The sequence below is a fragment of the Paenibacillus dakarensis genome, from assembly GCF_001373415.1.
Taxonomy (GTDB): domain Bacteria; phylum Bacillota; class Bacilli; order Paenibacillales; family Paenibacillaceae; genus Paenibacillus_AQ; species Paenibacillus_AQ dakarensis.
On record NZ_CDSE01000036.1, the window covers coordinates 35,922 to 56,773 of the forward strand.

Sequence of the window (20,852 nt, forward strand, 5' to 3'; positions counted from 1 at the left end):
ATACACCTTGCCCTTCTACATATTCATCATCATGAATGCCGGCGCACCGACCAATACAATTACAACCATAAAAATAACGACCATAGGGAAAATCAGTTTCGATGAAGCCTGTTCCCCCCTAGTGCGTGCGATAGCTTTACGCTTCTCCCACAGTACACGTGATAAATCACGCAGCGCCAAAACAAAGTCGTTGCCTCCACGCCGGAAATTCAACAGCACCGTAGTTGTAAAAATAGATACTTCCTGGATCGCGCAGCGTCTGCTGAATTGTTCAAATGCCTGCTGAAAGGAGTGTCCACCTTCCCAATCTCCGACAATTTTTCGAAGCTCAGCATATAAGGGGTGGTTGTCTTCTGCTTTACGTTCCACACAATGTACAATCGCTTTTTGAACATTTTCCCCGGCACCGACCAGCAGGATTATTTTGTTCAGCATTTCGGGGAGCTCCATCACAATATCCTGATCACGTATCATGACCTTCTTACTAAGATCCTTCACCATCGAAACAGGAAGGAGTACACTCAGAAAAGCGCCTCCCAGCACCCCGATCGGATCAGCTGTACCCATAGACCATAATGAGCCGCCAATCAGAATGATCCAGCTGTAAGCAAGACACTCCGCCATAAAGAGCAGGCTCATTTCAGCACTATAGCGAAGGCCATGAATCTTTTGGACGGATCGCTGTATCCGGAAAAAGAGAATGGGTGCCCGGGTAGACACCTTGCTCTGTTCCAGGATAAACAGAAACGGAGGTGACAGTTTTCTTAACCGCAGCCCTTCCATCTTCAGCCTGCTGTAATGCTGATATCGTCTTCCGTTCTTATGATTCAGCACCACCCAGCCACCCAACAGCAGAATCAGCAGGATTCCGCATACCCATATCAGCATCACCACAGTCAACTCCTACACCCTAATGTCCATCATCTTCGTAATCCACCAGAAGCAGCCGGTCAGAGCCAATAATGCAAATGTTGATATAACGATCCCTGCACCGCTGTTATGCATAGGCTCCATATAATCTGCTGCCGACATATTCATAAACAGCAGGAGCATAAATGGGGATAATAGTAACGCCTTGGATTCAAATTTTTTCTGGGCGATCATGACGGATATTTCCTGCTGAATATCAAGCTTTTCCCCTATTACAGAAGATGTTCGGCGAATGACCTCTACCAAGTCTCCGCCCGTTCTTTTACAGGTTGTAAATACATCCGCAAAGTTCGTGACATCCTCCATTCCAGCTCTACGTGCGAAATCCTGAAGCGCCGATTCAATCGGTTCTCCAAACTCCAGGCGTGACACAATAACCTTTAGTTCAAATATCAGATCGCTTTGAGCACCCGGATCAAGCATGAGCAGATCATCAACGGCATCCCGGAATCCATTCTCCACAGAGCGTCCAGCTGATAAGGAAGAAGACAAGGAGTAAAGAGCCTGTTTAAAATGTAGATTAAGTGTGGATCTCCTGCGATCAAGCAGCTGACGCTGCCAGAAACGGGGAACGATTAATCCTCCGCATGCCAGAATCAGAGACAAAATTACATGCTGATAAAACAGATAGCCCATCACATAAAATAGGAGACAACCAACAGCGATGCAGCTAAGACGCTGCCTTCTCGATAAGGTGTATTCCCTGTAATCCGGAAGTTTATTTCTTGTGTTAGTGGGTGAATGTACAGATGCTTTACTGTTTAAAGCTTTAGGTGGTACGCGTATCGCTCTGTCTGCTTTCATGTCACCACCCCCATACGTTGGAGCGGCCAGGATGTAATCCCTGCCATCCTCAGCTTGTCTACATTCATGAGCGGGTTTCCACATGGTTCAAGCTGACCTTGAATACGCCCGTCTGTTTCTCCACTTTCACGGAAACGGTACAGCGGATTGATAGACACCTGATCTCCGTCCATACCGACAACTTCACTGATTTCTGTAATGCGGCGGGACCGGTCCCTAAGCCTCGATAAATGAACAAAGATATCTATTGCTGAACTGATCTGCTGCCTAACGACAGACACCGGCAAATCTGCTCCGCTCAGCACCATCGTCTCAAGACGGCTGATCATGTCTCGGGTGCTGTTTGAATGCCCAGTGGAGAGGCTTCCGTCGTGTCCCGTGTTCATCGCCTGCAGCATATCCAGCGCCTCGCTGCCGCGCACCTCACCCACCACAATCCGGTTAGGCCTCATCCGAAGGGAAGAACGAATTAAATCACGAATCGATATTTCACCCCGACCTTCGGTATTCGCATTCCTTGTCTCCAATGACACCAGATTCGGTACCGTTACAATTTTCAATTCTGCAGAATCTTCAATCGTAATAACCCGCTCATCAGCAGGGATGAACTGGGACAAGGCATTTAGAAAGGTAGTCTTGCCTGAGCCAGTCCCCCCCGCTGATAAAAATGTTATACTTCCCGATCACAAGCGTTCGTAATAAATCTGCTGTTTCCTGATTCAATGCTCCTCTGGACACCAGATTATCCATCGTCATAGGCGATTCCGGGAATTTTCGGATCGTCATTGTTGGCCCTTTCAGCGCAATAGGAGGAAGAACAATATTGACCCGGGATCCATCCTTGAGCCTCGCATCTACAATCGGTGAAGATTCATTGACGACCCGGTTCACCGTCCCTACAATAGTCTGAATAATATCCTCCAGTCTGCTCTGGGACTCGAAATGAACCTCGAGGCGCGTCACTTCCCCGTCTTGTTCAATGAACACATCCTTATGGCTGTTGATCATAATCTCGGTAATTGCAGGATTATCCACCAAGGGCTGAAGCACATCCAGGCCCCGAAAGGAGTCGTAAACCCTCCGTACCAATATGCGTCTTGCCGAAGCTGTGAGTTCTCGTAGCTCTGGCCGCCCCCACACAATCTCCTCGATATATTGCATCAGCTCGCGGTTACTAATGGCTGATGTAATATCAAGTCCTGCACGCACTTCATTTCGTATAGAAATAAATATCTCCTCATCCATACGCTCTTCCTCCGCCCATCCCCGTTCCAATCTCATCATTCTCATCAAGCGAATCACTGCAGAGTTTCAATACATCCCGCTGGAATATGGGCGAACATAATAACAAATCTTCCTGGTTTACCTGCTTCCAGGAAGGAACATACGAAAGCATGCTATCGATTCTTATATCCTTACGCGGGAGCGGATTAGCCAGACTGCCTATAAACCGGTTCATAATAAACCTGCTCTTAGCCATGATCCGGTTGAACTCTACGGCGTCCTCTTTCTCCATATGCGCAAACCATGCACCGGTCTTATACATACTGATCAGGTCATCCAGCAGTACCCATAACAGCATGCTGCACTTTCCCATCACCGCATGAAGCCGTTCTTGGGAATGGTTATCCGTGTCAATCACGATGACATCGTACTGACCACAATTTGCAATTAAATCAATTAATATCTCTACATCATCCTCTGTCATTTCCATTAGTTCCTTCAGATGACTGCTCGGTTCGAATACATCACACTTCAGTACATCATGCCTGATCACGTAGGGTGCAAGGGCTATTTCTGATCGTTCTGACCGATCCTGTGAGGACTTGATCTCATACAGCAGCCTGGAAAAGACGGATTCGTGTCCTCCCCTCTGTTCGTGTGGAAATAATGCCAGAGAATTAACGATCTCCAAATTTAAATAGAACACCTTCTTGCCCAGCATCCCAAGCTGTTTCGCCATATTTATTGATGCAGTTGTCTTCCCGCTCCCTCCAAGAGCAGACATAAATCCAATGATCTGGGCGCTACCATTAAATAGACTCATCCGTTCTGCACGCTTTCCCCTGACATGGCCAATCCAGAGATCGATCAGCTGCGGCAGAGGCTGATATTTCGCAGTGATTAGTCCATCTCCATGAAGACTAGGCAAATCTCCCCCTTCACTAAGAACAACCCATGGAACAGTTGACCTTTCCTTAGACAACCAGGATTCAAGCATATGTGCCTCACCTACAATCAGATCAGGTAAGTCCGGGTACTGCAGCAGCGTCTCCATCCGGGTGAATGCCGTAATCTGTACCTTATTCACATACTCGCTTCCGTGTATGTAATGAAGGAGTGGTTCAACGTACCCCGCATCCTGTACAGCCAGTATGATCCTGACCGGTAGCATAGTAAGATAACCCCTTCTTTCGTCAAAACAACGCAAAAAAGCACCGTCCAAGCCGCTGTATGCGGTCATTGAACGGTGCTTCCGTTGTCTTGTTATAATTTTCATAAGAATATCATAGATTACGGCGAACCAGCAAGTGTAATTTTTCGTTCTTCATTTAATTCCCCTCATCCTCTTGCTAAAATAAAAAAATACCTTCATAATGGGAACCTCAGGAACAAACGTTCTTAGAAGAAGTGCTCTATATTACGTCATCCTATATAGTAGCTCCTACAGTCATTATAAACAGCATCTAGCCAGGAGAGTGACAACTTATGATAAGACGAATTTTACCCATTCTGATTGCAGGAATGCTCCTATTATCCGGCTGCAGCAATTCAGGAATCACACCGAATACCGGATCTTCATCAGACCAAACTAACAACGTTACAGAACAGAACAACATTAAGCCATCCACTTCAACATCGAACAAGCAAAAGCACTATGCTACCGATGACCTTAACATCGCCAGAGTCCCGGTCACCCTTGTTAAAGCAGTGGACGGGGACACGATCAGCGTGAAATATAAAGGAAAAACAGAAAAGGTCCGTTTTTTGCTAGTGGACACTCCGGAAACGAGCCATCCCCAACTTGGTGTTCAGCCCTTTGGTCCAGAAGCCAAAGCCTTCACGAAGGATATTGTGGAGAATGCCAAAAAGCTTGAACTCGAATTCGATATTGGACCGAGCCGTGATAAATATTCCCGATTGCTTGCCTATGTATACGCTGACGGGAAAATGGTTCAGGAGCTTCTTCTTGAGCAGGGTCTTGCCCGTGTAGCTTATATCTACCAGCCGAATGTACGGTACGTCGATAAATTCAACGATCTCCAGAAGAACAGCCGCAAGAAGGAACTTGGTATTTGGAGTGTCGAAAACTATGCTCAGGATGACGGCTTTCACCCTGAAGAGCATAAGAACGGAAGCAGCTCAAACGCGAACACCACCTCCAAGAAAGAGACAGATCAACCGAAGAATACTTGCAATATTAAAGGCAACATCAATTCCAAAGGGGAGAAAATATATCATCTTCCCGGGACCCCACACTATGATAAAACCAAGCAGGAGCAGTGGTTCTGCAGCGAAAGCGAAGCCAAGAAAGCCGGTTTCCGTGCCCCGAAGTAATTCATCACAAGAACCGGCGCCGGATTTCCGGTGTCGGTATCATGCATTCATCATCTTTTCCAAACCAGCGATAACGATTCTTCGCTATCCACTTATATATGAAATCCCGGAATACACGAGGCACAATAATAAATCCATACAGCAGCGGCCATGGAAATGGCAAGTGCCGGGCAATCCGCAGAGCAGCTGCAGACTTTGTATAGTATATGCCATTCTCTATAACTACAACCGTCTCAACCAGATCCTCCTGCAGTCCTCCTTGCGATAGCAGCTTCTGTCCAATCCCCGATTGTTGGGAAGCAAACCGAAATACGCCATCCGGGTCCCTCTTTATAATGAACTTGGTAAGTCCCTGGCACATATGACATACCCCGTCAATCAGTACAATAACATGTTTCTCCGGCTGTTCTGAATCTATGCTCATGCCCTTTCCCTCCAATCGTTAGCTTTGTTCTAATATATAAGAAAAAAACGCGGGAGAACTCTCCCGCGCTCTATCGTACTTTCGATTGTTACTCAGCAACTGCGCTGTTCAGCCATCCGCCGTCTTTCATCTGCTGATCGAGATCAACCGAAAACTTCTCCATGCATTTGCAAATGAAATCTTTACGGCACACCGGACAAGGTGTTTTTCCAAGTCGGCTCACATTAGTCATTTTCCATTCCGGAAAACGATTGTAAAACACGCGGCATTCTGTTCCATCAGCTAAACTGATAATGAACTCGTAAAGCCCTTCCTCTACGTTGCTTCCGGCTTTGGTCACGTTGGAAATTTGCGGTCTGTATGACACATGCATCACCCATTTATTTAAATTTCGTCTTAATTACCTTGTACTTTCTAGTACTTAGACATAATAAAGATTTTTAAGGGTGATGTCAACCAAAGAAGACATCGAATATGGAGCCGAGCTGACCGCGTTTCTTCCCTTCCAAAATATCTGGATTAAATACTTCCACATATCCGCAGTTCATACAGGAAACAAACAGGAAGTGATTATGCTGAATATCAAACATTTTGCTGAGTCCAGCGCCAGACATGGACACCTCTTTAGTCTGACATTGATTTCCGCCACATTTCGAGCAAACGAAACGTTCCTCTATCATCTCTTCAATACGCATTTGTGAATTTCCCCTTTCATAACAGATCATACTTAATATATACGGATCACAGGGATTCACGTCGCTAATTGATACATTTTTTTAAGTGACCTCATCACAGTTAATAGGTTATGCCTAGGTTTATGCGTTTTAGACGATGTTTAACTCCACATCGATATTGCCGCGAGTCGCTTTGGAATAAGGACAGAAAGCATGAGCTTTCTTTGCCAGATCCTCTGCTTGACTCCGCTCAATGCCAGGCATGGAAATATTCATCTTCACAGCGAGCTTAAAGCCGTCTGAGCCCTCATCCTTGCCAATCATAACCTGAGAGTGAATTTCCACATCCTTGAGTTCAACGCCTTCTTTACGCGCAATATTGGCCAGGGCACTTTCATAACAAGCCCCATAACCTGCTGCAAAAAGCTGCTCTGGATTTGTTCCCTCACCACCGGGTCCACCCAGTTCCTTCGGCATGCTTAATTGATGTTTCAAAATTCCATCGGATGATTCGACCGAACCTGTCCGGCCTCCGGTTACTTTCACATCGGCTGTATATAAGGGTTTCATCTTCGATCATCTCCTATTTTCAATTTTATTCCTCAGTAATCAGTTAAACTTGTGGGAGGAAATGAATCGAAATCAATACATATTAATGAGATGCAGAATGGGTATACAACAAAAAAACACTTCCTGCTTATGGAAGCAAGAAGTGTTTCTGAAATTCAGGATGCGGTAGAGAGGACTCGAACCTCCACGGGTATACACCCACTACCCCCTCAAGATAGCGTGTCTGCCATTCCACCACTACCGCATATATAAGGGAACGTTCTTCAAGAGAACATTACTTATTATATAGCTCACTTGCTAAGAAGTAAAGTGGAATTTTTAAACATGATGCAACTTAAATGGTGAATAGATTACCCGCTTGCATTAATCAATCAAACCTTTTTCTCTAAGCTTTCTGTATTCAATAAATTCTAAATATTCTTTAATAAATTGCTTCTCAGGTTCCCTCAGACTTGTGTTTTGAAGCTGTATCTCGATCTTGTAATTGTCTGTTTCATAACCTTCCCTAGCTTCCATCACACCCCATACAGGATCCCCTTTACCCACAATAAGCCAATCCAGGCTAACCTCAAAATAAGCTGCAATTTCAATTAATTTATTGGTGCTTGGTGTTGTCTTCCCTCTTTTCCAATCACCAAAATTCCCTGTGCTGATCCTAAGGTTTTCACAAAAAGCTTTCTTCGTCATACCCCGGCTTTCAATGAGATGTCCGATTCGTTGGTAAATAGACTGCATGAAATAACCGCCTTCCACAGATCCCGCTAGAAAATAATTACTTATTTCCGCCGCATTTCTCTTGATTAATGACTTATATAAGTTTATGATGGGAGGAATCATATCAAAATTATACCATTTTTATTGAGTTGGTGTCTCAAAACTAAAGACTTTATTAAAGGAGGAACGAGTGTATTGCCTGACACACCATCCACACCCTGGTGCCAAGCTGTCCATTCCTTAGACATGGGACTGATGATTATCTGTCCGAATGGTAAGATACAGCATATTAACGATTCTCTTAGGCATATGCTTGTGAAATATGGGGGTCCTCCTGATATCGAATGGAAAGGGATCTCTTTTTTCGAAATACCCCCCTCCTTATTCGGAAGAACTTTATTCGGGGATTTTTTTCAAACATCCTTTTTGCCTTCAATTCGGGATGTCTTGATGGGTAATAACCAACACTATACCGTTGAGTACCCTATTGATTGGATCGGTAAGACTACTTGGGTATTAAGCGAAGCTCATCCTTTTAACACCAGTAATGATCATACCACACAAGGAATCGTTATATCGTTTACCGATATCACACGATACATACAGCGGATCAACCGGCTTGAACGGGCCCTGGCACATGATCATTCTTTGCAAGAGCTTATTCCTATCTGTGCAGTATGCAAACATGTCCGGACTGCGGAAGAATGGGAACCGGTAGAAAGCTATCTGGAAAGCCGCATGACCATTGAATTTACACATGATATTTGTCCTGCTTGTATTCGCCAGCTTTATCCCAAATACTCGTCTATTCTAGATAACCCGCAAACTTCCTCTAACAACAGTAAATAAAGATGAAACAGCCTTAGCCCGTATATCCATACTCGATCTAAGGCTGTTTATTTATCAGTGTCTATGTTTCTCTATTATATTAATGCTTACTTCGTCACGAAACGAAGCAATGAACTAATTAATGAAGGAATAAGTGAGACATGCCCCTCTCCCTCTATCTCTTGCATAACCGAACGTATTCTTTGGCTGCCTGCTGTGAGAATACGATACAACTCCCACGCATCTTGTACCATAGAAGGTTTTTCTTCACTTCCTATCGCCATAAATAACTCCGGATATATTTCAAGCTGCTCCATTTGTTCTTTCCGTTCATTCCACTTCTTATGGAGGTGGTAATTTCCCCACCAGATTGATGGGCTTGCCGCAATATAACGTTGAAAGACCTCTGGACGGGTGAACAAAGTATATAATGCAAAAAATCCTCCCAGTGAATGTCCGAACAAGGCCTGTTTTGAACGATCTATGAAGCAATGGTTTTCAACAACCGGCTTCAATTCTTCTTCAATAAACGCAAGAAAATCATCAGCTCCACCCGTTTCTGGCCAAGTGAATCCATCTGGACGAGCTGGTAATTCTGTATTGTCTGCATATACCGTATAGTCATAGAATCGTTCCTTCGTAACAATAGGCTCCTTTGATTCGTAACCGATTCCGACAATCACTGCAGGAGATATTCCATGAGGACGGCGGGATTGCAGTCGTATGGACTCGGCCAGTGTTCCAAATGAAGCATTTGCATCCAATGTATATAAGACCGGATACCCCGCTTCAGGAGGTTCTCCAACCGGTTCAACTATAGAGATCTGATAGGTACGACCTGTATTTTGAGATTGCATATTCCATATGAAGGTTCCTGGAATGCTAAACCTTTGGTTGCTTTCGTCAACTTCATCGATGGATGAAGAATGGTCATTAAATAACCATTTTAACGCCTCAGGAAATTGTCTCACCATAAAGACATCATCATGTGTTCCCTCGGGAATCCAGGTCATCTGAAGGGAGCCTTCCGGAAATCCTTTTTCAATAAACAGACGCACAGCTTCTTGTGTATATGGCACCATATTCTTCTGCTTATTTTGCTTATAGATACCTTCACACAGCCCAGCAGACATATATATCCGTAATTCTTTGCTCAGTCCCTCTTCTTTACGAATATAATCCATGAGCCCTTCATACCAGAAGGAAGCAGATAACAGGCCTAATCGGCCAAATACATCCGGCCGCCAATAACCCGCGAACAATGATATTAATCCGCCGAATGATCCACCGATCATCGCTGTATACCCGGCTTCTTTTCTAGTGCGGAAGTGCTCGTCTATATGAGGTTTGAGTATATTGGTGATTTCATTCACATACTCTTTACCCCTGCCGCCGAAAGGAGGTTTATTCGGTGTAAGTGATTCAGCCGGCCATGGGGTGTATTCATCATTCCGGATATCTGTACCGATACCAACTAGAATCAGTTCCTGAAGCTCGCCTTTTGCAAACAGATGCTCTAAATAGTTGGAGCACTCTGTAAATAGAAAACCACCATCCTGAACATAGGCAACAGGGTAGTGCTGCTCTGAACTCTCATAAGAAGGCGGTAAATATACGACAACCTCTCTCTGTCCCACAGTTAGATTATGAAAGCGATTCATAACTCTCCTCCAGGTCTATGCTTTCGTTCGAATTAACAGAAAAATAAAATAAGGCACACCAATAATGGATATCACAATACCAACTGCCAGCTCCGCCGGCGCAAATATGGTTTTGCCAATAAAATCGCCGATCATGACCATGGCCATTCCCGTAATTCCACTTACCGGGATGATATGTTTATGCCGAAGCCCCACCAATTGCTTTGCCAAGTGAGGGGCGATCAAGCCCACAAACCCAATGCTGCCGGATACAGCTACACTTGCGCTAACTAATCCGATGCTGCACAGTAAAAAGATATTCTTTTCCCGTTCGATAGATACACCAACCCCTTTAGCACTTGCTTCACTCAACTGAAACAGGTCAAGAACACGTGCCCGGATCCAGATGATGATCGGCAGAATCAAAATCCAGGGAAGCATGGTGATAACAAATTTCCAGATAGCGCTATGGAGACTTCCGGCCAGCCACACAGCAGCCATCTCGTAATCCCTCGGGTTCATTTTAAGTGAAATATACATCGTCAACGCACCGAAGCCCGAAGCAATGGCTATGCCAACCAGTATTAGCCGCTGCGGGTCCAGACTGCCGTTCTCTCTAGCAAACATATAGATGAATGTTGTAGCAGCTAATCCCCCTGCAAGACCGAACATGGGCATCATCATTACTCCAAGCCAGCCTGTTACCGACATATTTCCTTGAAAAAGAAACATGAAGAGAACTACTGCTAGACCAGCACCTGCATTAATGCCTAAAATTCCAGGATCTGCGAGACCATTCCTTGTCACTCCCTGAATCACAGCCCCTGCGATTCCCAAAGATAAGCCCACCAAAGCTCCAAGAACAATACGGGGAAGGCGGAAATCGAACACAACAAGCACATGCTCCGGCTCAGGATTCACTCTTAATAATGTACGGAACACGTCTGTAACAGACATATCAAAGGTGCCATTGGTCAGACTGAGATAAAATGCAATCACTACAATAAGGATGCCGGCTGAAAGAACTGCTGCCAGTCGTACAGGGGAGGATTTAGGCATGTCGCTCTCCTCCTCTGGTCTTGATCAAATATAAAAAGAATGGAACCCCGATTAAAGCCGTCACGACACCTACAGGCGTTTCAAAAGGATAATTGATAAACCGTGACAGGATATCGCATAAAGCCAAAAATAATCCGCCTAGTGCCCCGGAAACAGGAATTACCCAGCGATAATCGGAGCCGGATAGAAACCGTACAATATGAGGCACGATCAAGCCGACAAAAGCAATCTTTCCTGCGAGCGCTACAGATATACCGGTAAGAATCACGACAGCAAGCATGGCAAGTGCTTTTATAATCCAAGTACGCAACCCCAGTCCTGTCGCGATCTCTTCCCCTAATGAGAGAATAGATATCGATTTGGATAACCCGATGGCCAGAATCAAGCCTACAACGGCAAAAGGAATGCTAAGTTTAATCAACTCCGGGTCCATTTGATGAAGCCTGGCATTATACCAAAAGCTGATATTTTGGGAAACTTGAAAGTAGGTTGCGATCGCCTCAGCCATTCCGCTTAGAAATGTACCGATAATTGTACCGAGTATCGCCAGTCGAACCGGAGATAGTCCATGCGGGATGATCCATGCCAGACCGAACACTATAGAAGTGCCCACAGCAGATCCTATCAAAGAACTGAAAATATACCAGTTCGAATCAGCAGACGGGATAAACACCATAAACAGTGTAACTGCAAAAACAGATCCATCCGACACTCCCATGATTGCAGGAGACGCCAAATAATTCCTTGTCATTCCCTGCATTAATGCTCCAGATATGGCAAGAAAAGCGCCGATAAGCATTGCCCCTGCAACCCTCGGTAATCTGGACGTCAAAATAATCTGATGGTCTACACTATCCTCATCAAATGCAAATAAAGCGTCCCATATGACATGGGCGGTAATATTTTTAGCTCCAAACGAAATGGAAGCTATGATAAGAAGAATAACCGCTACCGGAGTGATCGCGAGGATCACCGCCGGAAGCGAACTTTTGAAACGCATATGCAACACGCCTTATACTGATCTATTTGGTAAGATGACTGATCGCTTCCTTCAAAAACTGAATTTTGCTGTAGGCCGTACCGCCCTGAGCCAATGGATCAACAACATTAACAAAGGCATGTCCATTCTTAAATGCAGTAATATTCTTCATGATAGGATCATTCTCAAATTCCTCCAGCGCATTTGGAGTATCTCTATTCTCATCTGGAGAGAACTGAATGAACAAGTAATTCGGATTCATCTCTGCAAGCATCTCTTTCGATACTAACTCCTGAGCCTTCGCCGCCTTCACTTCAGCAGGAACGGCGATCCCAAGATCCTCGTACAATATCGGATTGAAAAACACAGTTTCCGGATAAATGTACAATTCTCCTTCCCGAATTCGAAGCGCAACAACTTTCTTATCCTTTAATGAATCCCCAATCTGGGATTTAGCCGTTGTCAGATCCGCCTTATATTTAGCGATTTCCTGCTCTGCCTGTTCTTGCTTTCCGCTTAATTCCCCCAGCAATCTTAAGTTGCTCTCCCAGTTCGTCGAGATGTGTGAATAAGGAATGGTTGTAGCAATTTTGCTTAGCTTCTCAATCACCTCTGGTTTAAACTTAGAAGAACCCAGGATCACATCAGGCTTCAATGACAGAATCGTTTCAAAATTCGGCTCCATCTTCTCACCAATCGATTGAGCATTTTTGGTTATGCTTTCGAACAGGGGAGGAAACTTTCCTGAGAAACTAATCGCCCCTACAGGATTAACTTCCAGTACGATAGCATCCTCCATCGCTTCAACAGCACCCACGATCACAATTCGATCCGTATTTGCTGGAAGTGTATATTCTTGGTCCAGATATTTCACTACTTTGGTATCTGCTGAGGAATCACTCTTATTCGTATTTGGAGCTGATTCATTATTAACGGACTGCTCATTCCCCTGCTTCTCTCCACCGCAAGCCGACAAAATCATAGCCATGACAACCATGATTCCCAGTAACAACTTCATTCTTTTCATTTCTTTCTGTTCCCCCTTCAGCCAGTCTCTATATAATTGATAATGATTATCATTATTAATTATAGTACGAGATAATCACCCATTACACCATGAACAATCACCGGATCTTTCATGGACGATTCCCGGAAAATATCCGGCACGACTCTTCCATCATATATTCCAGTGCAATCGGAGAATATTCTCTCCATGGATAAGAGGATAATAGATGAAGCTTCCCTTCCCGCACGGCAGGGATTAACATCCAATCTGGTGTAGATTGAAGTCTTCGCCAATATTCCAGTGTCTCTGAATCCTGCCGAACCAGAAGGACTATATTGTCAGTATCGATTTGCTGGATCTTCTCTACAGATAATGAAACATCATCTCCAGGGTGCTCAAGCATTTTCGGGGAACTAAATTGTAAATAATCGAACAGGACTTCACTCATACCGGGACTTCGATGTAATTCTAATTGATGATGATAAAGTCGTACCGCTAATAATGTACGTCCGTTTGCTGTTTCCGCATTAGTGCGGCAGAAAGCCAGGCGTCTTGCATGAAAGGATTCAATCCATTGTTCCGCTTCTTGATTTCGGTTAAGCAGATGAGCTAACCAGCGAAGTTGCTTTTGCCACCCCTCGGAATCCGGCGGCAGTTCATAAAGCGGAGCTATTTGCTGCAATCGCTCTTTTTCCCAATTTTCTAAGCCCTGTGCAGAAATGATTAATTCAGGCTCCGATGACTGAAGTTTTTCCAAATTAGCTATTTTATTGTGATTCACACGGTACGCATCCAGATGGATCGGTATATCGGGTCCAAGAGTATGGTAGTAATACCGTGACCATTTAGGATGAAGCGGGGCTGCATATGGGATAACGTTAAGCGGCATAAGAAATCCGAGTAGAGAGGTTGAACCATAGATGGCGATCCTATTCTTTTTCTTTTTTATGTAGGCTGAAGGAGATACACCGAATGTCTTCTTAAATTTCCGGCTGAAATAGAATTCATCTTTATATCCGACCATGTGAGCAACATCTTTTAGAATCCGGCTTGAGCCAAGCATGAGTTGTTTTGCCCTGCTCATTCTCACTTGCGCTAAGTACTCCATTACGCTTTGACCATATGTTTTTTTGAAAATATCCCCGAAATATTTAGGACTCACTTCTGCAATCCTTGCAAGCTGATCGATAGATAGTTCTTCATTATAATGAGTATCCATATATTCTTTCGCTTGTTCTAACCCCTGCTTCTTTTCTCCCTTCGATTTTGAAGAACTTACCGATAATATCTCAATTAGCAGTTCATGGAACTCCGCCTGAGCTCTCCACTTCTTAAAATCATCATCGCTTTGAAAATGATCATATATAACCCGACAGGTCAGGTTCAGTCGATCTGGTGAACTTAAGGTGAAATGATCCTCATCCCATAGCAGTTCGTCAGCACTAACCTCTTCTAATTGGCTTCTGTGGCCCTGCTCTGATTCCTTATATATCCCAAAATAAAAAACAACAGCCATTACCGGATTCTCATCATTCCCTTTGATTCCAAAGGTGGTATGCGCCGGACAAAAATAAACCGTGTCCCTGCTCATCCGTGTTTCTTGAACCCCCCTTCTGAGCGAAGCTTTTCCCTTGTGCAGAATCATCAATGCTGGCTGTAATGTTAGCTGTTGCTGTTGTTCCTCATTCGTGCCTTCTAATGTCAATATTTCTATATTCCACAGTTTTATTGTCAAAGAACTACATTTGTGTGAATGTTCTATGCCTTTAGCATTCTTCACTCTTTTCGATGTCAAAACAAATACCGCCTTTATATGAGAATGGTTATCATTATCATATAAATAGCATATCCTGTCCGCTCTGTCTAGAAAGATAAGCTCCTCTAACTAACTTCTATCCATGAATATTTACTTAAACAGCATCGAACAGCAAACAGCCATAGCCTGGATTTTATTCCGGCTACGGCTGTTTATAATTATTTAAGTCCCATACAACAAGCAACTAAGTGAATTTCTATATTGATTTGTTATGAGAAGCAAAAGCTTTAGCTGCGACGCTGCCGAGCTCTAGCTTGACCGCCTTTACGGCCTGCTTCCTCGCGGCTCATCTTACCATCATTATCGGAGTTGTTACGTGCTTCTCCGCCTTTTTGACCAATTTCCTGGTAAAACTCCTTATCGTGAGAGTTCGAAGTTGCCTCTCCGCCTTTTTGGCCGATTTCCTGATAGAAATCCTTATCATGAGACTCCGAAGTTGCATCTCCACCTTTACGGCCAATTTCCTGATAAAACTCTTTGTCATGGTTCTTTGCAGTTGCTTCTCCACCTAATCGTCCTGCTTCTTCGCGGCTCATCTTACCATCGTTATTTCTAGCCATCTTGAATCACTCCTTATAGGTATTTTTGAAGTTGCTCGTCCACGATATTGTATTAACCGTTATGCTCATTCTGAAACAAGTGCTTCAATTTTTAATAAAATTTTGCTTTAAATAAAGCGATAATTATCACCTTATTTCAGCGTAAAAATGCAAAAAAAAAAGCCCCTGCAAATGCAGGGACTTTTTCTAATATGCGGTAGAGAGGACTCGAACCTCCACGGGTATACACCCACTACCCCCTCAAGATAGCGTGTCTGCCATTCCACCACTACCGCATAATAAAAGGGACTAACTTATAAAAAAAACTGGTGAGCCATGAAGGACTCGAACCTTCGACACCCTGATTAAAAGTCAGGTGCTCTACCAACTGAGCTAATGGCTCTCGATGACAATCAAAGCTGCTGCCTTAGACTGAAACTGAATGCTCCGACGAACCTTTGGGGTTCTCATCCCCTGAAGCAATAAAGTAAGTGGTGACCCGTAGGGGATACTCTCTCTTCGTTCGAGACTGCGAAGTATTCCTCACGATGTCTATGCTCCGACGAACCTTTGGGGTTCTCATCCCGGAAGCAATAAAGTAAGTGGTGACCCGTAGGGGATACTCTCTCTTCGTTCGAGACTGCGAAGTATTCCTCACGATGTCTATGCTCCGACGAACCTTTGGGGTTCTCATCCCGGAAGCAATAAAGTAAGTGGTGACCCGTAGGGGATTCGAACCCCTGTTACCTCCGTGAAAGGGAGGTGTCTTAACCCCTTGACCAACGGGCCTTATTAATCAATGTCTCCGTGACGACAAGAATGAGTATAGCATAAAAGCAAATCTGATGACAAGCTTTTTTTCGAAAAAAATCGCAGTAAAATTATGCTTGTTTTCTGCCCTCTTCGGAGGTCTCATATCCCTTCGCAGACATAACAGAACATGCTCCCGTCCGCTTATACAACGGGAGCACGGAGAGAGAGGGATACTCTCCCTTCGGTCGAGACTCCGATGCTGTTCCTAACGATGCTTATGCTTCGACGAACCCTCTTCTGAGGGTTCTCATCCCTTTGCACAAAAAACAACCTGCCGAAGTCCGGCAGGTTGTTTAATCGACGTTTAATCTAAACGGAGAGAGAGGGATTCGAACCCTCGCACCGCTTACGCAGTCTAACCCCTTAGCAGAGGGTCCCCTTATAGCCACTTGGGTATCTCTCCAAAAAAAAGAAATGGCTCCCCGAACAGGACTCGAACCTGTGACAACTCGATTAACAGTCGAGTGCTCTACCAACTGAGCTATCAGGGAACGTTGGATAATAACTGAATATTAATTTATCATGATTTTAGCTATCAGTCAAGCATTAGGAGACGTAAACTTCCACTACACCGACCACACCGATACCATGCAGGATCCATCTTCCGTTTACGTTTATATTCCATCCCGCAATCCACACAACGAAGCATGTAGCGATATGGCTCAGGCTTACGTCTTTTTTCTGCCGGTTTCACAATCGCTTTACAGAAGCGGCTGCCCCCAACGGCTTGGAGAAGCTGTTTGAAATCCGAGTCTCTGTGCTTATATCCCCGTCCAGCCAGATGAAGATGATAATGGCAGAGCTCATGCTTGATAATCCTCTCTACCTCTTCCTTTCCATGGATCTCAAGCTGATGAGGATTAATCTCTATATTATGGCTTTTCATAAAATACCGCCCTCCCGTGGAGGAAAGTCTGCGGTTAAACGTGGCACGGTGTCTGAACGGAACGCGGAAACTGCGGATTGATATTTCCTCAACCCAAGCCTGCAGCTCCTCATTGCTCATTTCATGCATAATCTGTCCTCTTCTTTCTTTTTCTTATCTCATTTTCTCATCAAACATATCCAAACGCCAAGGAAGATACTTGAATTTTAGCTTCCTTCTAAGCTACACTCAAATAAGAATAATGCAAATGAACGGCTTACATCAACCGGTTCAATGAAATGATCAACAATTGAAGCAGCACAATATGGAGGGAGAACTTACAATCATGCCGAATATGCGTTACGTAATTTTACAACGAAGCGATAAGCTGCAATACATAGAAATGCCTGCAGATTATGCTTACCAACTAAGTGCACTTAATCTTCGTCTTAATAAGGAAATCAGCAAGCTTACGGTACAGGACAAGCCGGAGCTGCCGCTTGCTGTGGCGGAATGTGATAACCTGGATTTGCTTCAGGAAACGTCTCACACCATAAGCGGTCTGGACTACATTAATGAACTGGAGCGAAACTTCTCGTCTCTGAATGAATCAAATTATCCACTCATCTCCCTGCTCACGGAAATTCGCGCTCTTCAAGCGCAACTGGAACAGTGGTATGAAGAAGAAGCCGTATAAAAATAAATAGACCTGCACGCTTTGGGCGTTTTCCCCATATGCTATCCTTACATACGGATCGCAAGAGGAGGAGATACCCTTGCCGCAATGGCTCTGCAATCAATTGACACGTGCTTTTCGCAAAAAGGACAGACGCCAGATCAAACTGCTGAACGAATGCTGGTTCTTTTACAGGAGCTCCCCGGGTGAAAATCCGGATACCTAAATAAGAATGCATAATGAAATCCATAATAGGTAAAAGAACAAGTCCCACCGAACTGCACTCCAAGGTTAGATGCACTCTAACCGTTGGTAGTGCAGTTTTTTCATAAAAATAGCCCACATTTCATACCCGCTCATCTGGAGCAAGGCACAAAACATCGGCTATATACCGTTTATCCGAACCGTTAGCTATTGTTTCTCAGATACCGAATCAATATCCAAAGGAGCCACAAACCACCGGTACAAATGGTCAGAATAAAATCCAGCATAAGTCCGAAACAACCACGTTTATTATTTCCGCTGCTCATCGTCTTTTCTCCTTTCGGTAAACCTAACTAACTATCTAAAATATATTTCACCATCTACAAAGCGATCCTCACATCCAGATCCTGCCGCTCATTTTGATCCCGGTACCATACCGAACTCACTTCTGATAAAGCAAAAAACCTTCCGAAGTGCACATATTCCCTGAAGCAGCAAAAAAGCCCCGATCCTTTACTGGATCGGGGCTTCCTATTTTATTGGTCTTTAGGCTTACGCATCGTCAAGCCTACGCGGCCTTTTTTCAGATCAACGTTCAGTACCCATACCGTCACATTATCACCGACGGACACAACATCCATTGGATGCTTCACATAGCCATCGCTAAGCTGGGAGATATGAACAAGACCGTCACTCTTAATGCCGATATCTACGAAAGCACCAAAGTCGATTACATTCCGAACCGTTCCCTGAAGCTCCATGCCTGGCATCAGGTCTTCAATTTTCAGCACATCGGTACGGAAAATTGGAAGCGGCAGCTCTTCCCGAGGGTCACGTCCCGGGCGCTGAAGACTGTCCAGAATGTCCCGCAGCGTCGGCACACCGACGTCCAGCTTAACAGCCAGCGCTTCTGGTGCCTGACTGTCCAGCAGCTCGGATAACTCCTTCGTGCCAACTTTATCAGAGTTTACGTTCAGTTCTTTGAACAGACGGTCTACGACCGGGTAGGATTCCGGGTGAATTGGTGTATTGTCCAGCGTGTTCTCGCCATCTGAAATGCGCATAAACCCAACACACTGCTCAAAGGTCTTCGCTCCGAGGCGAGGTACCTTTTGCAATTGTTTACGGCTAATGAACTTGCCGTTTTCTTCACGGTACTTCACAATGTTCTTTGCAATCGTAGCATTAATACCTGCCACGTAAGAGAGAAGCGGTGAAGCTGTATTCACATCAACGCCGACATGGTTAACCGCCGATTCGACAACTGCTTTCAGGCTTTCCTCCAGATGCTTCTGTGATACATCGTGCTGGTACTGGCCTACTCCGATCGATTTCGGGTCAATCTTCACCAGCTCAGCAAGAGGGTCTTGTACACGGCGTGCAATGGAAGCAGCGCTTCGTTCCGCTACATCGAGATCCGGGAACTCTTCCTGAGCCAGCTTAGAGGCTGAATACACACTTGCTCCCGCCTCATTTACGATTAAATACGCTAGCTCAGGGTCACCGATTTCGGAAATCACCTCTGCCACGAACTGCTCCGTTTCCCGGGAAGCTGTACCGTTACCGATGACGATCAGCTGAATTCCGTATTTCGAAATCAGTTCTTTGAATTTAGCAGCGGCTTCTTTTTTCTTGTTGTTTGGAGGCGTAGGATACGTTACAGCCACTTCAAGCAGCTTACCTGTATCATCCACAACGGCAAGCTTGCATCCCGTACGATATGCCGGGTCAACGCCGAGAACACAGCGACCTTTTACTGGCGGCTGAAGCAGCAAGCTGCGTAAATTTCCTGCAAAAATAGAAATCGCCTGATTCTCACCCTTCTCTGTCAGTTCACCTCGAACTTCCCGTTCAATGGAAGGCGCAATCAATCGTTTGTAAGCATCCTCGATCACTGTATTCAATAGTTCCGTTACAACCGATGTCCCTTTCAGAACCTGCTTTCCGATATAACTATGAATCGAATCAGACGGAACGTCCAGGCCAACTTTGAGGATGTTTTCCCGTTCCCCGCGATTAATCGCCAGAATGCGGTGCGGCGGCATTTTCTTGGCTAATTCCCTGTACTCATAATAATTCTCATATACGGATTCTGCCTCTTTATCCTTGGCTTCAGAGGTTAGAATACCGTGATCCAGGCTGTAACGGCGAACCCAGGAACGAACAGCTGCATCATCTGCAATATTCTCCGCCAGAATATCCATAGCACCCTGAAGCGCTTCTTCCGCAGATGCTACTCCTTTTTCCTCACTCACATATTTTTCAGCTTCCACAAGCGCATTTCCATCCTTAGGTTGATCCCAGATCCAGGCTGCCAGCGGTTCAAGGCCCTTTTCCTTAGCAACGCTTGCCCGAGTCTTCCGCTTCTGCTTGTATGGCCGGTACAAATCCTCTACCTCTTGAAGTTTTACAGCTTGATTAATTGACGCTCTAAGTTCATCTGTCAATTTACCTTGCTCATCTATAATCCGGATGACTTCCCGTTTGCGAACCTCTAGGTTACGCAAATAATTGGAGCGCTCCTCAATATCACGAAGACGGTTCTCATCCAGCTCTCCTGTCATCTCCTTGCGGTAGCGCGCAATAAACGGTATCGTATTTCCTTCATCCAGCAGATCAACGGTTGTGCGGACCTGCTTGACTGACAACTGAAGCTCCTTGGCGATTTGTTTGACGATCCTTTCATGCTCTTCTTTACGGATCTGCTCCTCATTCACTTCCACGACAGCTTCTAATTCAGACAATATTTATCC

20 protein-coding genes, 6 tRNA genes and 1 pseudogene are annotated in these 20,852 nt (G+C 44.8%); 4 read left to right on the forward strand and 23 right to left on the reverse strand.

Translation table 11 applies throughout. The annotated features are described in order from the left end of the window. Positions 1-15: 15 nt before the first annotated feature. The 4 genes and pseudogenes from BN1234_RS09895 to BN1234_RS09910 form a co-directional block, all read right to left on the reverse strand. The gene (locus tag BN1234_RS09895) at positions 16-888 is read right to left on the reverse strand and encodes a type II secretion system F family protein (RefSeq protein ID WP_054956592.1); all 873 of its coding nucleotides are present in this window, start codon (positions 886-888) and stop codon (positions 16-18) included. Between the two features lie 15 nt (positions 889-903). Then, on the reverse strand, positions 904-1,734 hold the full coding sequence (locus tag BN1234_RS09900) for a type II secretion system F family protein (protein WP_054956502.1): 831 nt from the start codon (positions 1,732-1,734) through the stop codon (positions 904-906). Continuing rightward, a pseudogene (locus BN1234_RS09905) lies at positions 1,731-2,979 on the reverse strand (TadA family conjugal transfer-associated ATPase). The gene BN1234_RS09900 and the pseudogene BN1234_RS09905 overlap by 4 nt, the downstream one beginning before the upstream one ends. Beyond that, the gene (locus tag BN1234_RS09910) at positions 2,972-4,129 is read right to left on the reverse strand and encodes an AAA family ATPase (RefSeq protein WP_054956503.1); all 1,158 of its coding nucleotides are present in this window, start codon (positions 4,127-4,129) and stop codon (positions 2,972-2,974) included. The pseudogene BN1234_RS09905 and the gene BN1234_RS09910 overlap by 8 nt, the downstream one beginning before the upstream one ends. Positions 4,130-4,443: 314 nt before the next feature. On the opposite strand from BN1234_RS09910, the gene BN1234_RS09915 reads away from it, so the two are divergent. Next, positions 4,444-5,292, forward strand: coding sequence for a thermonuclease family protein (locus tag BN1234_RS09915; RefSeq protein WP_054956504.1), 849 nt, complete (start codon positions 4,444-4,446; stop codon positions 5,290-5,292). A gap of 4 nt (positions 5,293-5,296) precedes the next feature. Here the strand turns inward: BN1234_RS09915 and BN1234_RS09920 are convergent, their stop codons facing one another. The 6 genes from BN1234_RS09920 to BN1234_RS09945 all read right to left on the reverse strand — a co-directional run bounded on the left by BN1234_RS09920 (position 5,297) and on the right by BN1234_RS09945 (position 7,695). Further along, positions 5,297-5,716, reverse strand: coding sequence for a thiol-disulfide oxidoreductase DCC family protein (locus BN1234_RS09920; RefSeq protein WP_054956505.1), 420 nt, complete (start codon positions 5,714-5,716; stop codon positions 5,297-5,299). An 88-nt stretch (positions 5,717-5,804) separates the two neighbouring features. After that, entirely contained in the window at positions 5,805-6,083 is a 279-nt protein-coding gene (locus tag BN1234_RS09925; RefSeq protein ID WP_054956506.1) for a hypothetical protein, read from the reverse strand. 85 nt (positions 6,084-6,168) lie between these two features. Next, positions 6,169-6,411 carry a zinc ribbon domain-containing protein gene (locus BN1234_RS09930; RefSeq protein ID WP_054956507.1) on the reverse strand — a complete coding sequence of 81 codons (243 nt, stop codon included), beginning with the start codon at positions 6,409-6,411 and terminating at the stop codon, positions 6,169-6,171. Between the two features lie 129 nt (positions 6,412-6,540). Further along, positions 6,541-6,960: an organic hydroperoxide resistance protein gene (locus tag BN1234_RS09935; RefSeq protein WP_054956508.1), complete on the reverse strand. Its 420-nt coding sequence runs from the start codon at positions 6,958-6,960 to the stop codon at positions 6,541-6,543. A gap of 161 nt (positions 6,961-7,121) precedes the next feature. Then, positions 7,122-7,204 (reverse strand) — tRNA-Leu (locus BN1234_RS09940). A 119-nt stretch (positions 7,205-7,323) separates the two neighbouring features. After that, the gene (locus BN1234_RS09945) at positions 7,324-7,695 is read right to left on the reverse strand and encodes a helix-turn-helix domain-containing protein (protein WP_054956509.1); all 372 of its coding nucleotides are present in this window, start codon (positions 7,693-7,695) and stop codon (positions 7,324-7,326) included. Positions 7,696-8,124: 429 nt separating this feature from the next. Between BN1234_RS09945 and BN1234_RS22745 the strand changes: the two genes are divergently transcribed. Beyond that, positions 8,125-8,523 (forward strand): hypothetical protein, encoded by a 399-nt coding sequence (locus tag BN1234_RS22745; protein WP_245640142.1) that lies wholly within the window; start codon positions 8,125-8,127, stop codon positions 8,521-8,523. A gap of 86 nt (positions 8,524-8,609) precedes the next feature. On the opposite strand, the gene BN1234_RS09955 is transcribed toward BN1234_RS22745, so the two are convergent. The 12 genes from BN1234_RS09955 to BN1234_RS10010 all read right to left on the reverse strand — a co-directional run bounded on the left by BN1234_RS09955 (position 8,610) and on the right by BN1234_RS10010 (position 17,360). After that, positions 8,610-10,163, reverse strand: coding sequence for an alpha/beta hydrolase (locus tag BN1234_RS09955; protein ID WP_054956511.1), 1,554 nt, complete (start codon positions 10,161-10,163; stop codon positions 8,610-8,612). Positions 10,164-10,178: 15 nt separating this feature from the next. Next, the gene (locus tag BN1234_RS09960) at positions 10,179-11,201 is read right to left on the reverse strand and encodes a FecCD family ABC transporter permease (RefSeq protein WP_054956512.1); all 1,023 of its coding nucleotides are present in this window, start codon (positions 11,199-11,201) and stop codon (positions 10,179-10,181) included. Then, positions 11,194-12,201, reverse strand: coding sequence for a FecCD family ABC transporter permease (locus BN1234_RS09965; RefSeq protein WP_054956513.1), 1,008 nt, complete (start codon positions 12,199-12,201; stop codon positions 11,194-11,196). The genes BN1234_RS09960 and BN1234_RS09965 overlap by 8 nt, the downstream gene beginning before the upstream one ends. A gap of 22 nt (positions 12,202-12,223) precedes the next feature. Beyond that, the gene (locus tag BN1234_RS09970) at positions 12,224-13,207 is read right to left on the reverse strand and encodes an ABC transporter substrate-binding protein (protein ID WP_054956514.1); all 984 of its coding nucleotides are present in this window, start codon (positions 13,205-13,207) and stop codon (positions 12,224-12,226) included. A gap of 109 nt (positions 13,208-13,316) precedes the next feature. Continuing rightward, entirely contained in the window at positions 13,317-14,777 is a 1,461-nt protein-coding gene (locus BN1234_RS09975) for an AraC family transcriptional regulator (protein WP_170308018.1), read from the reverse strand. 452 nt (positions 14,778-15,229) lie between these two features. Beyond that, positions 15,230-15,562 (reverse strand): KGG domain-containing protein, encoded by a 333-nt coding sequence (locus BN1234_RS09980; protein ID WP_054956516.1) that lies wholly within the window; start codon positions 15,560-15,562, stop codon positions 15,230-15,232. Between the two features lie 192 nt (positions 15,563-15,754). Beyond that, positions 15,755-15,837, reverse strand: a tRNA-Leu gene (locus BN1234_RS09985). Between the two features lie 31 nt (positions 15,838-15,868). Next, positions 15,869-15,944 (reverse strand) — tRNA-Lys (locus BN1234_RS09990). A 311-nt stretch (positions 15,945-16,255) separates the two neighbouring features. Beyond that, positions 16,256-16,330: transfer RNA gene (locus BN1234_RS09995), tRNA-Glu, on the reverse strand. Between the two features lie 338 nt (positions 16,331-16,668). Beyond that, positions 16,669-16,757, reverse strand: a tRNA-Ser gene (locus BN1234_RS10000). Between the two features lie 12 nt (positions 16,758-16,769). Beyond that, positions 16,770-16,845: transfer RNA gene (locus BN1234_RS10005), tRNA-Asn, on the reverse strand. Between the two features lie 44 nt (positions 16,846-16,889). Then, positions 16,890-17,360, reverse strand: coding sequence for a SprT family protein (locus BN1234_RS10010; RefSeq protein WP_170308021.1), 471 nt, complete (start codon positions 17,358-17,360; stop codon positions 16,890-16,892). Positions 17,361-17,565: 205 nt separating this feature from the next. Between BN1234_RS10010 and BN1234_RS10015 the strand changes: the two genes are divergently transcribed. Both BN1234_RS10015 and cmpA read left to right on the forward strand, forming a co-directional pair. Further along, positions 17,566-17,916, forward strand: a complete 351-nt coding sequence (locus BN1234_RS10015) for a hypothetical protein (protein WP_054956518.1) — start codon at positions 17,566-17,568, stop codon at positions 17,914-17,916. A gap of 79 nt (positions 17,917-17,995) precedes the next feature. Next, positions 17,996-18,121 carry a cortex morphogenetic protein CmpA gene (cmpA, locus tag BN1234_RS22230; protein ID WP_156337189.1) on the forward strand — a complete coding sequence of 42 codons (126 nt, stop codon included), beginning with the start codon at positions 17,996-17,998 and terminating at the stop codon, positions 18,119-18,121. A gap of 514 nt (positions 18,122-18,635) precedes the next feature. On the opposite strand, the gene BN1234_RS10020 is transcribed toward cmpA, so the two are convergent. Then, positions 18,636-20,843 (reverse strand): Tex family protein, encoded by a 2,208-nt coding sequence (locus tag BN1234_RS10020; RefSeq protein WP_054956519.1) that lies wholly within the window; start codon positions 20,841-20,843, stop codon positions 18,636-18,638. Positions 20,844-20,852: the final 9 nt, after the last annotated feature.

Bases quoted from the DNA above. Each gene is read 5' to 3' on its own strand.
- BN1234_RS09895 (WP_054956592.1), bottom strand. From the start codon at position 888: ATGCTGATATGGGTATGCGGAATCCTGCTGATTCTGCTGTTGGGTGGC.
- BN1234_RS09900 (WP_054956502.1), bottom strand. From the start codon at position 1,734: ATGAAAGCAGACAGAGCGATACGCGTACCACCTAAAGCTTTAAACAGT.
- BN1234_RS09910 (WP_054956503.1), bottom strand. From the start codon at position 4,129: ATGCTACCGGTCAGGATCATACTGGCTGTACAGGATGCGGGGTACGTT.
- BN1234_RS09915 (WP_054956504.1), top strand. From the start codon at position 4,444: ATGATAAGACGAATTTTACCCATTCTGATTGCAGGAATGCTCCTATTA.
- BN1234_RS09920 (WP_054956505.1), bottom strand. From the start codon at position 5,716: ATGAGCATAGATTCAGAACAGCCGGAGAAACATGTTATTGTACTGATT.
- BN1234_RS09930 (WP_054956507.1), bottom strand. From the start codon at position 6,411: ATGCGTATTGAAGAGATGATAGAGGAACGTTTCGTTTGCTCGAAATGT.
- BN1234_RS09935 (WP_054956508.1), bottom strand. From the start codon at position 6,960: ATGAAACCCTTATATACAGCCGATGTGAAAGTAACCGGAGGCCGGACA.
- BN1234_RS09945 (WP_054956509.1), bottom strand. From the start codon at position 7,695: ATGCAGTCTATTTACCAACGAATCGGACATCTCATTGAAAGCCGGGGT.
- BN1234_RS22745 (WP_245640142.1), top strand. From the start codon at position 8,125: ATGGGTAATAACCAACACTATACCGTTGAGTACCCTATTGATTGGATC.
- BN1234_RS09955 (WP_054956511.1), bottom strand. From the start codon at position 10,163: ATGAATCGCTTTCATAATCTAACTGTGGGACAGAGAGAGGTTGTCGTA.
- BN1234_RS09960 (WP_054956512.1), bottom strand. From the start codon at position 11,201: ATGCCTAAATCCTCCCCTGTACGACTGGCAGCAGTTCTTTCAGCCGGC.
- BN1234_RS09965 (WP_054956513.1), bottom strand. From the start codon at position 12,201: ATGCGTTTCAAAAGTTCGCTTCCGGCGGTGATCCTCGCGATCACTCCG.
- BN1234_RS09970 (WP_054956514.1), bottom strand. From the start codon at position 13,207: ATGAAAAGAATGAAGTTGTTACTGGGAATCATGGTTGTCATGGCTATG.
- BN1234_RS09975 (WP_170308018.1), bottom strand. From the start codon at position 14,777: ATGAGCAGGGACACGGTTTATTTTTGTCCGGCGCATACCACCTTTGGA.
- BN1234_RS09980 (WP_054956516.1), bottom strand. From the start codon at position 15,562: ATGGCTAGAAATAACGATGGTAAGATGAGCCGCGAAGAAGCAGGACGA.
- BN1234_RS10010 (WP_170308021.1), bottom strand. From the start codon at position 17,360: ATGAGCAATGAGGAGCTGCAGGCTTGGGTTGAGGAAATATCAATCCGC.
- BN1234_RS10015 (WP_054956518.1), top strand. From the start codon at position 17,566: ATGCCGAATATGCGTTACGTAATTTTACAACGAAGCGATAAGCTGCAA.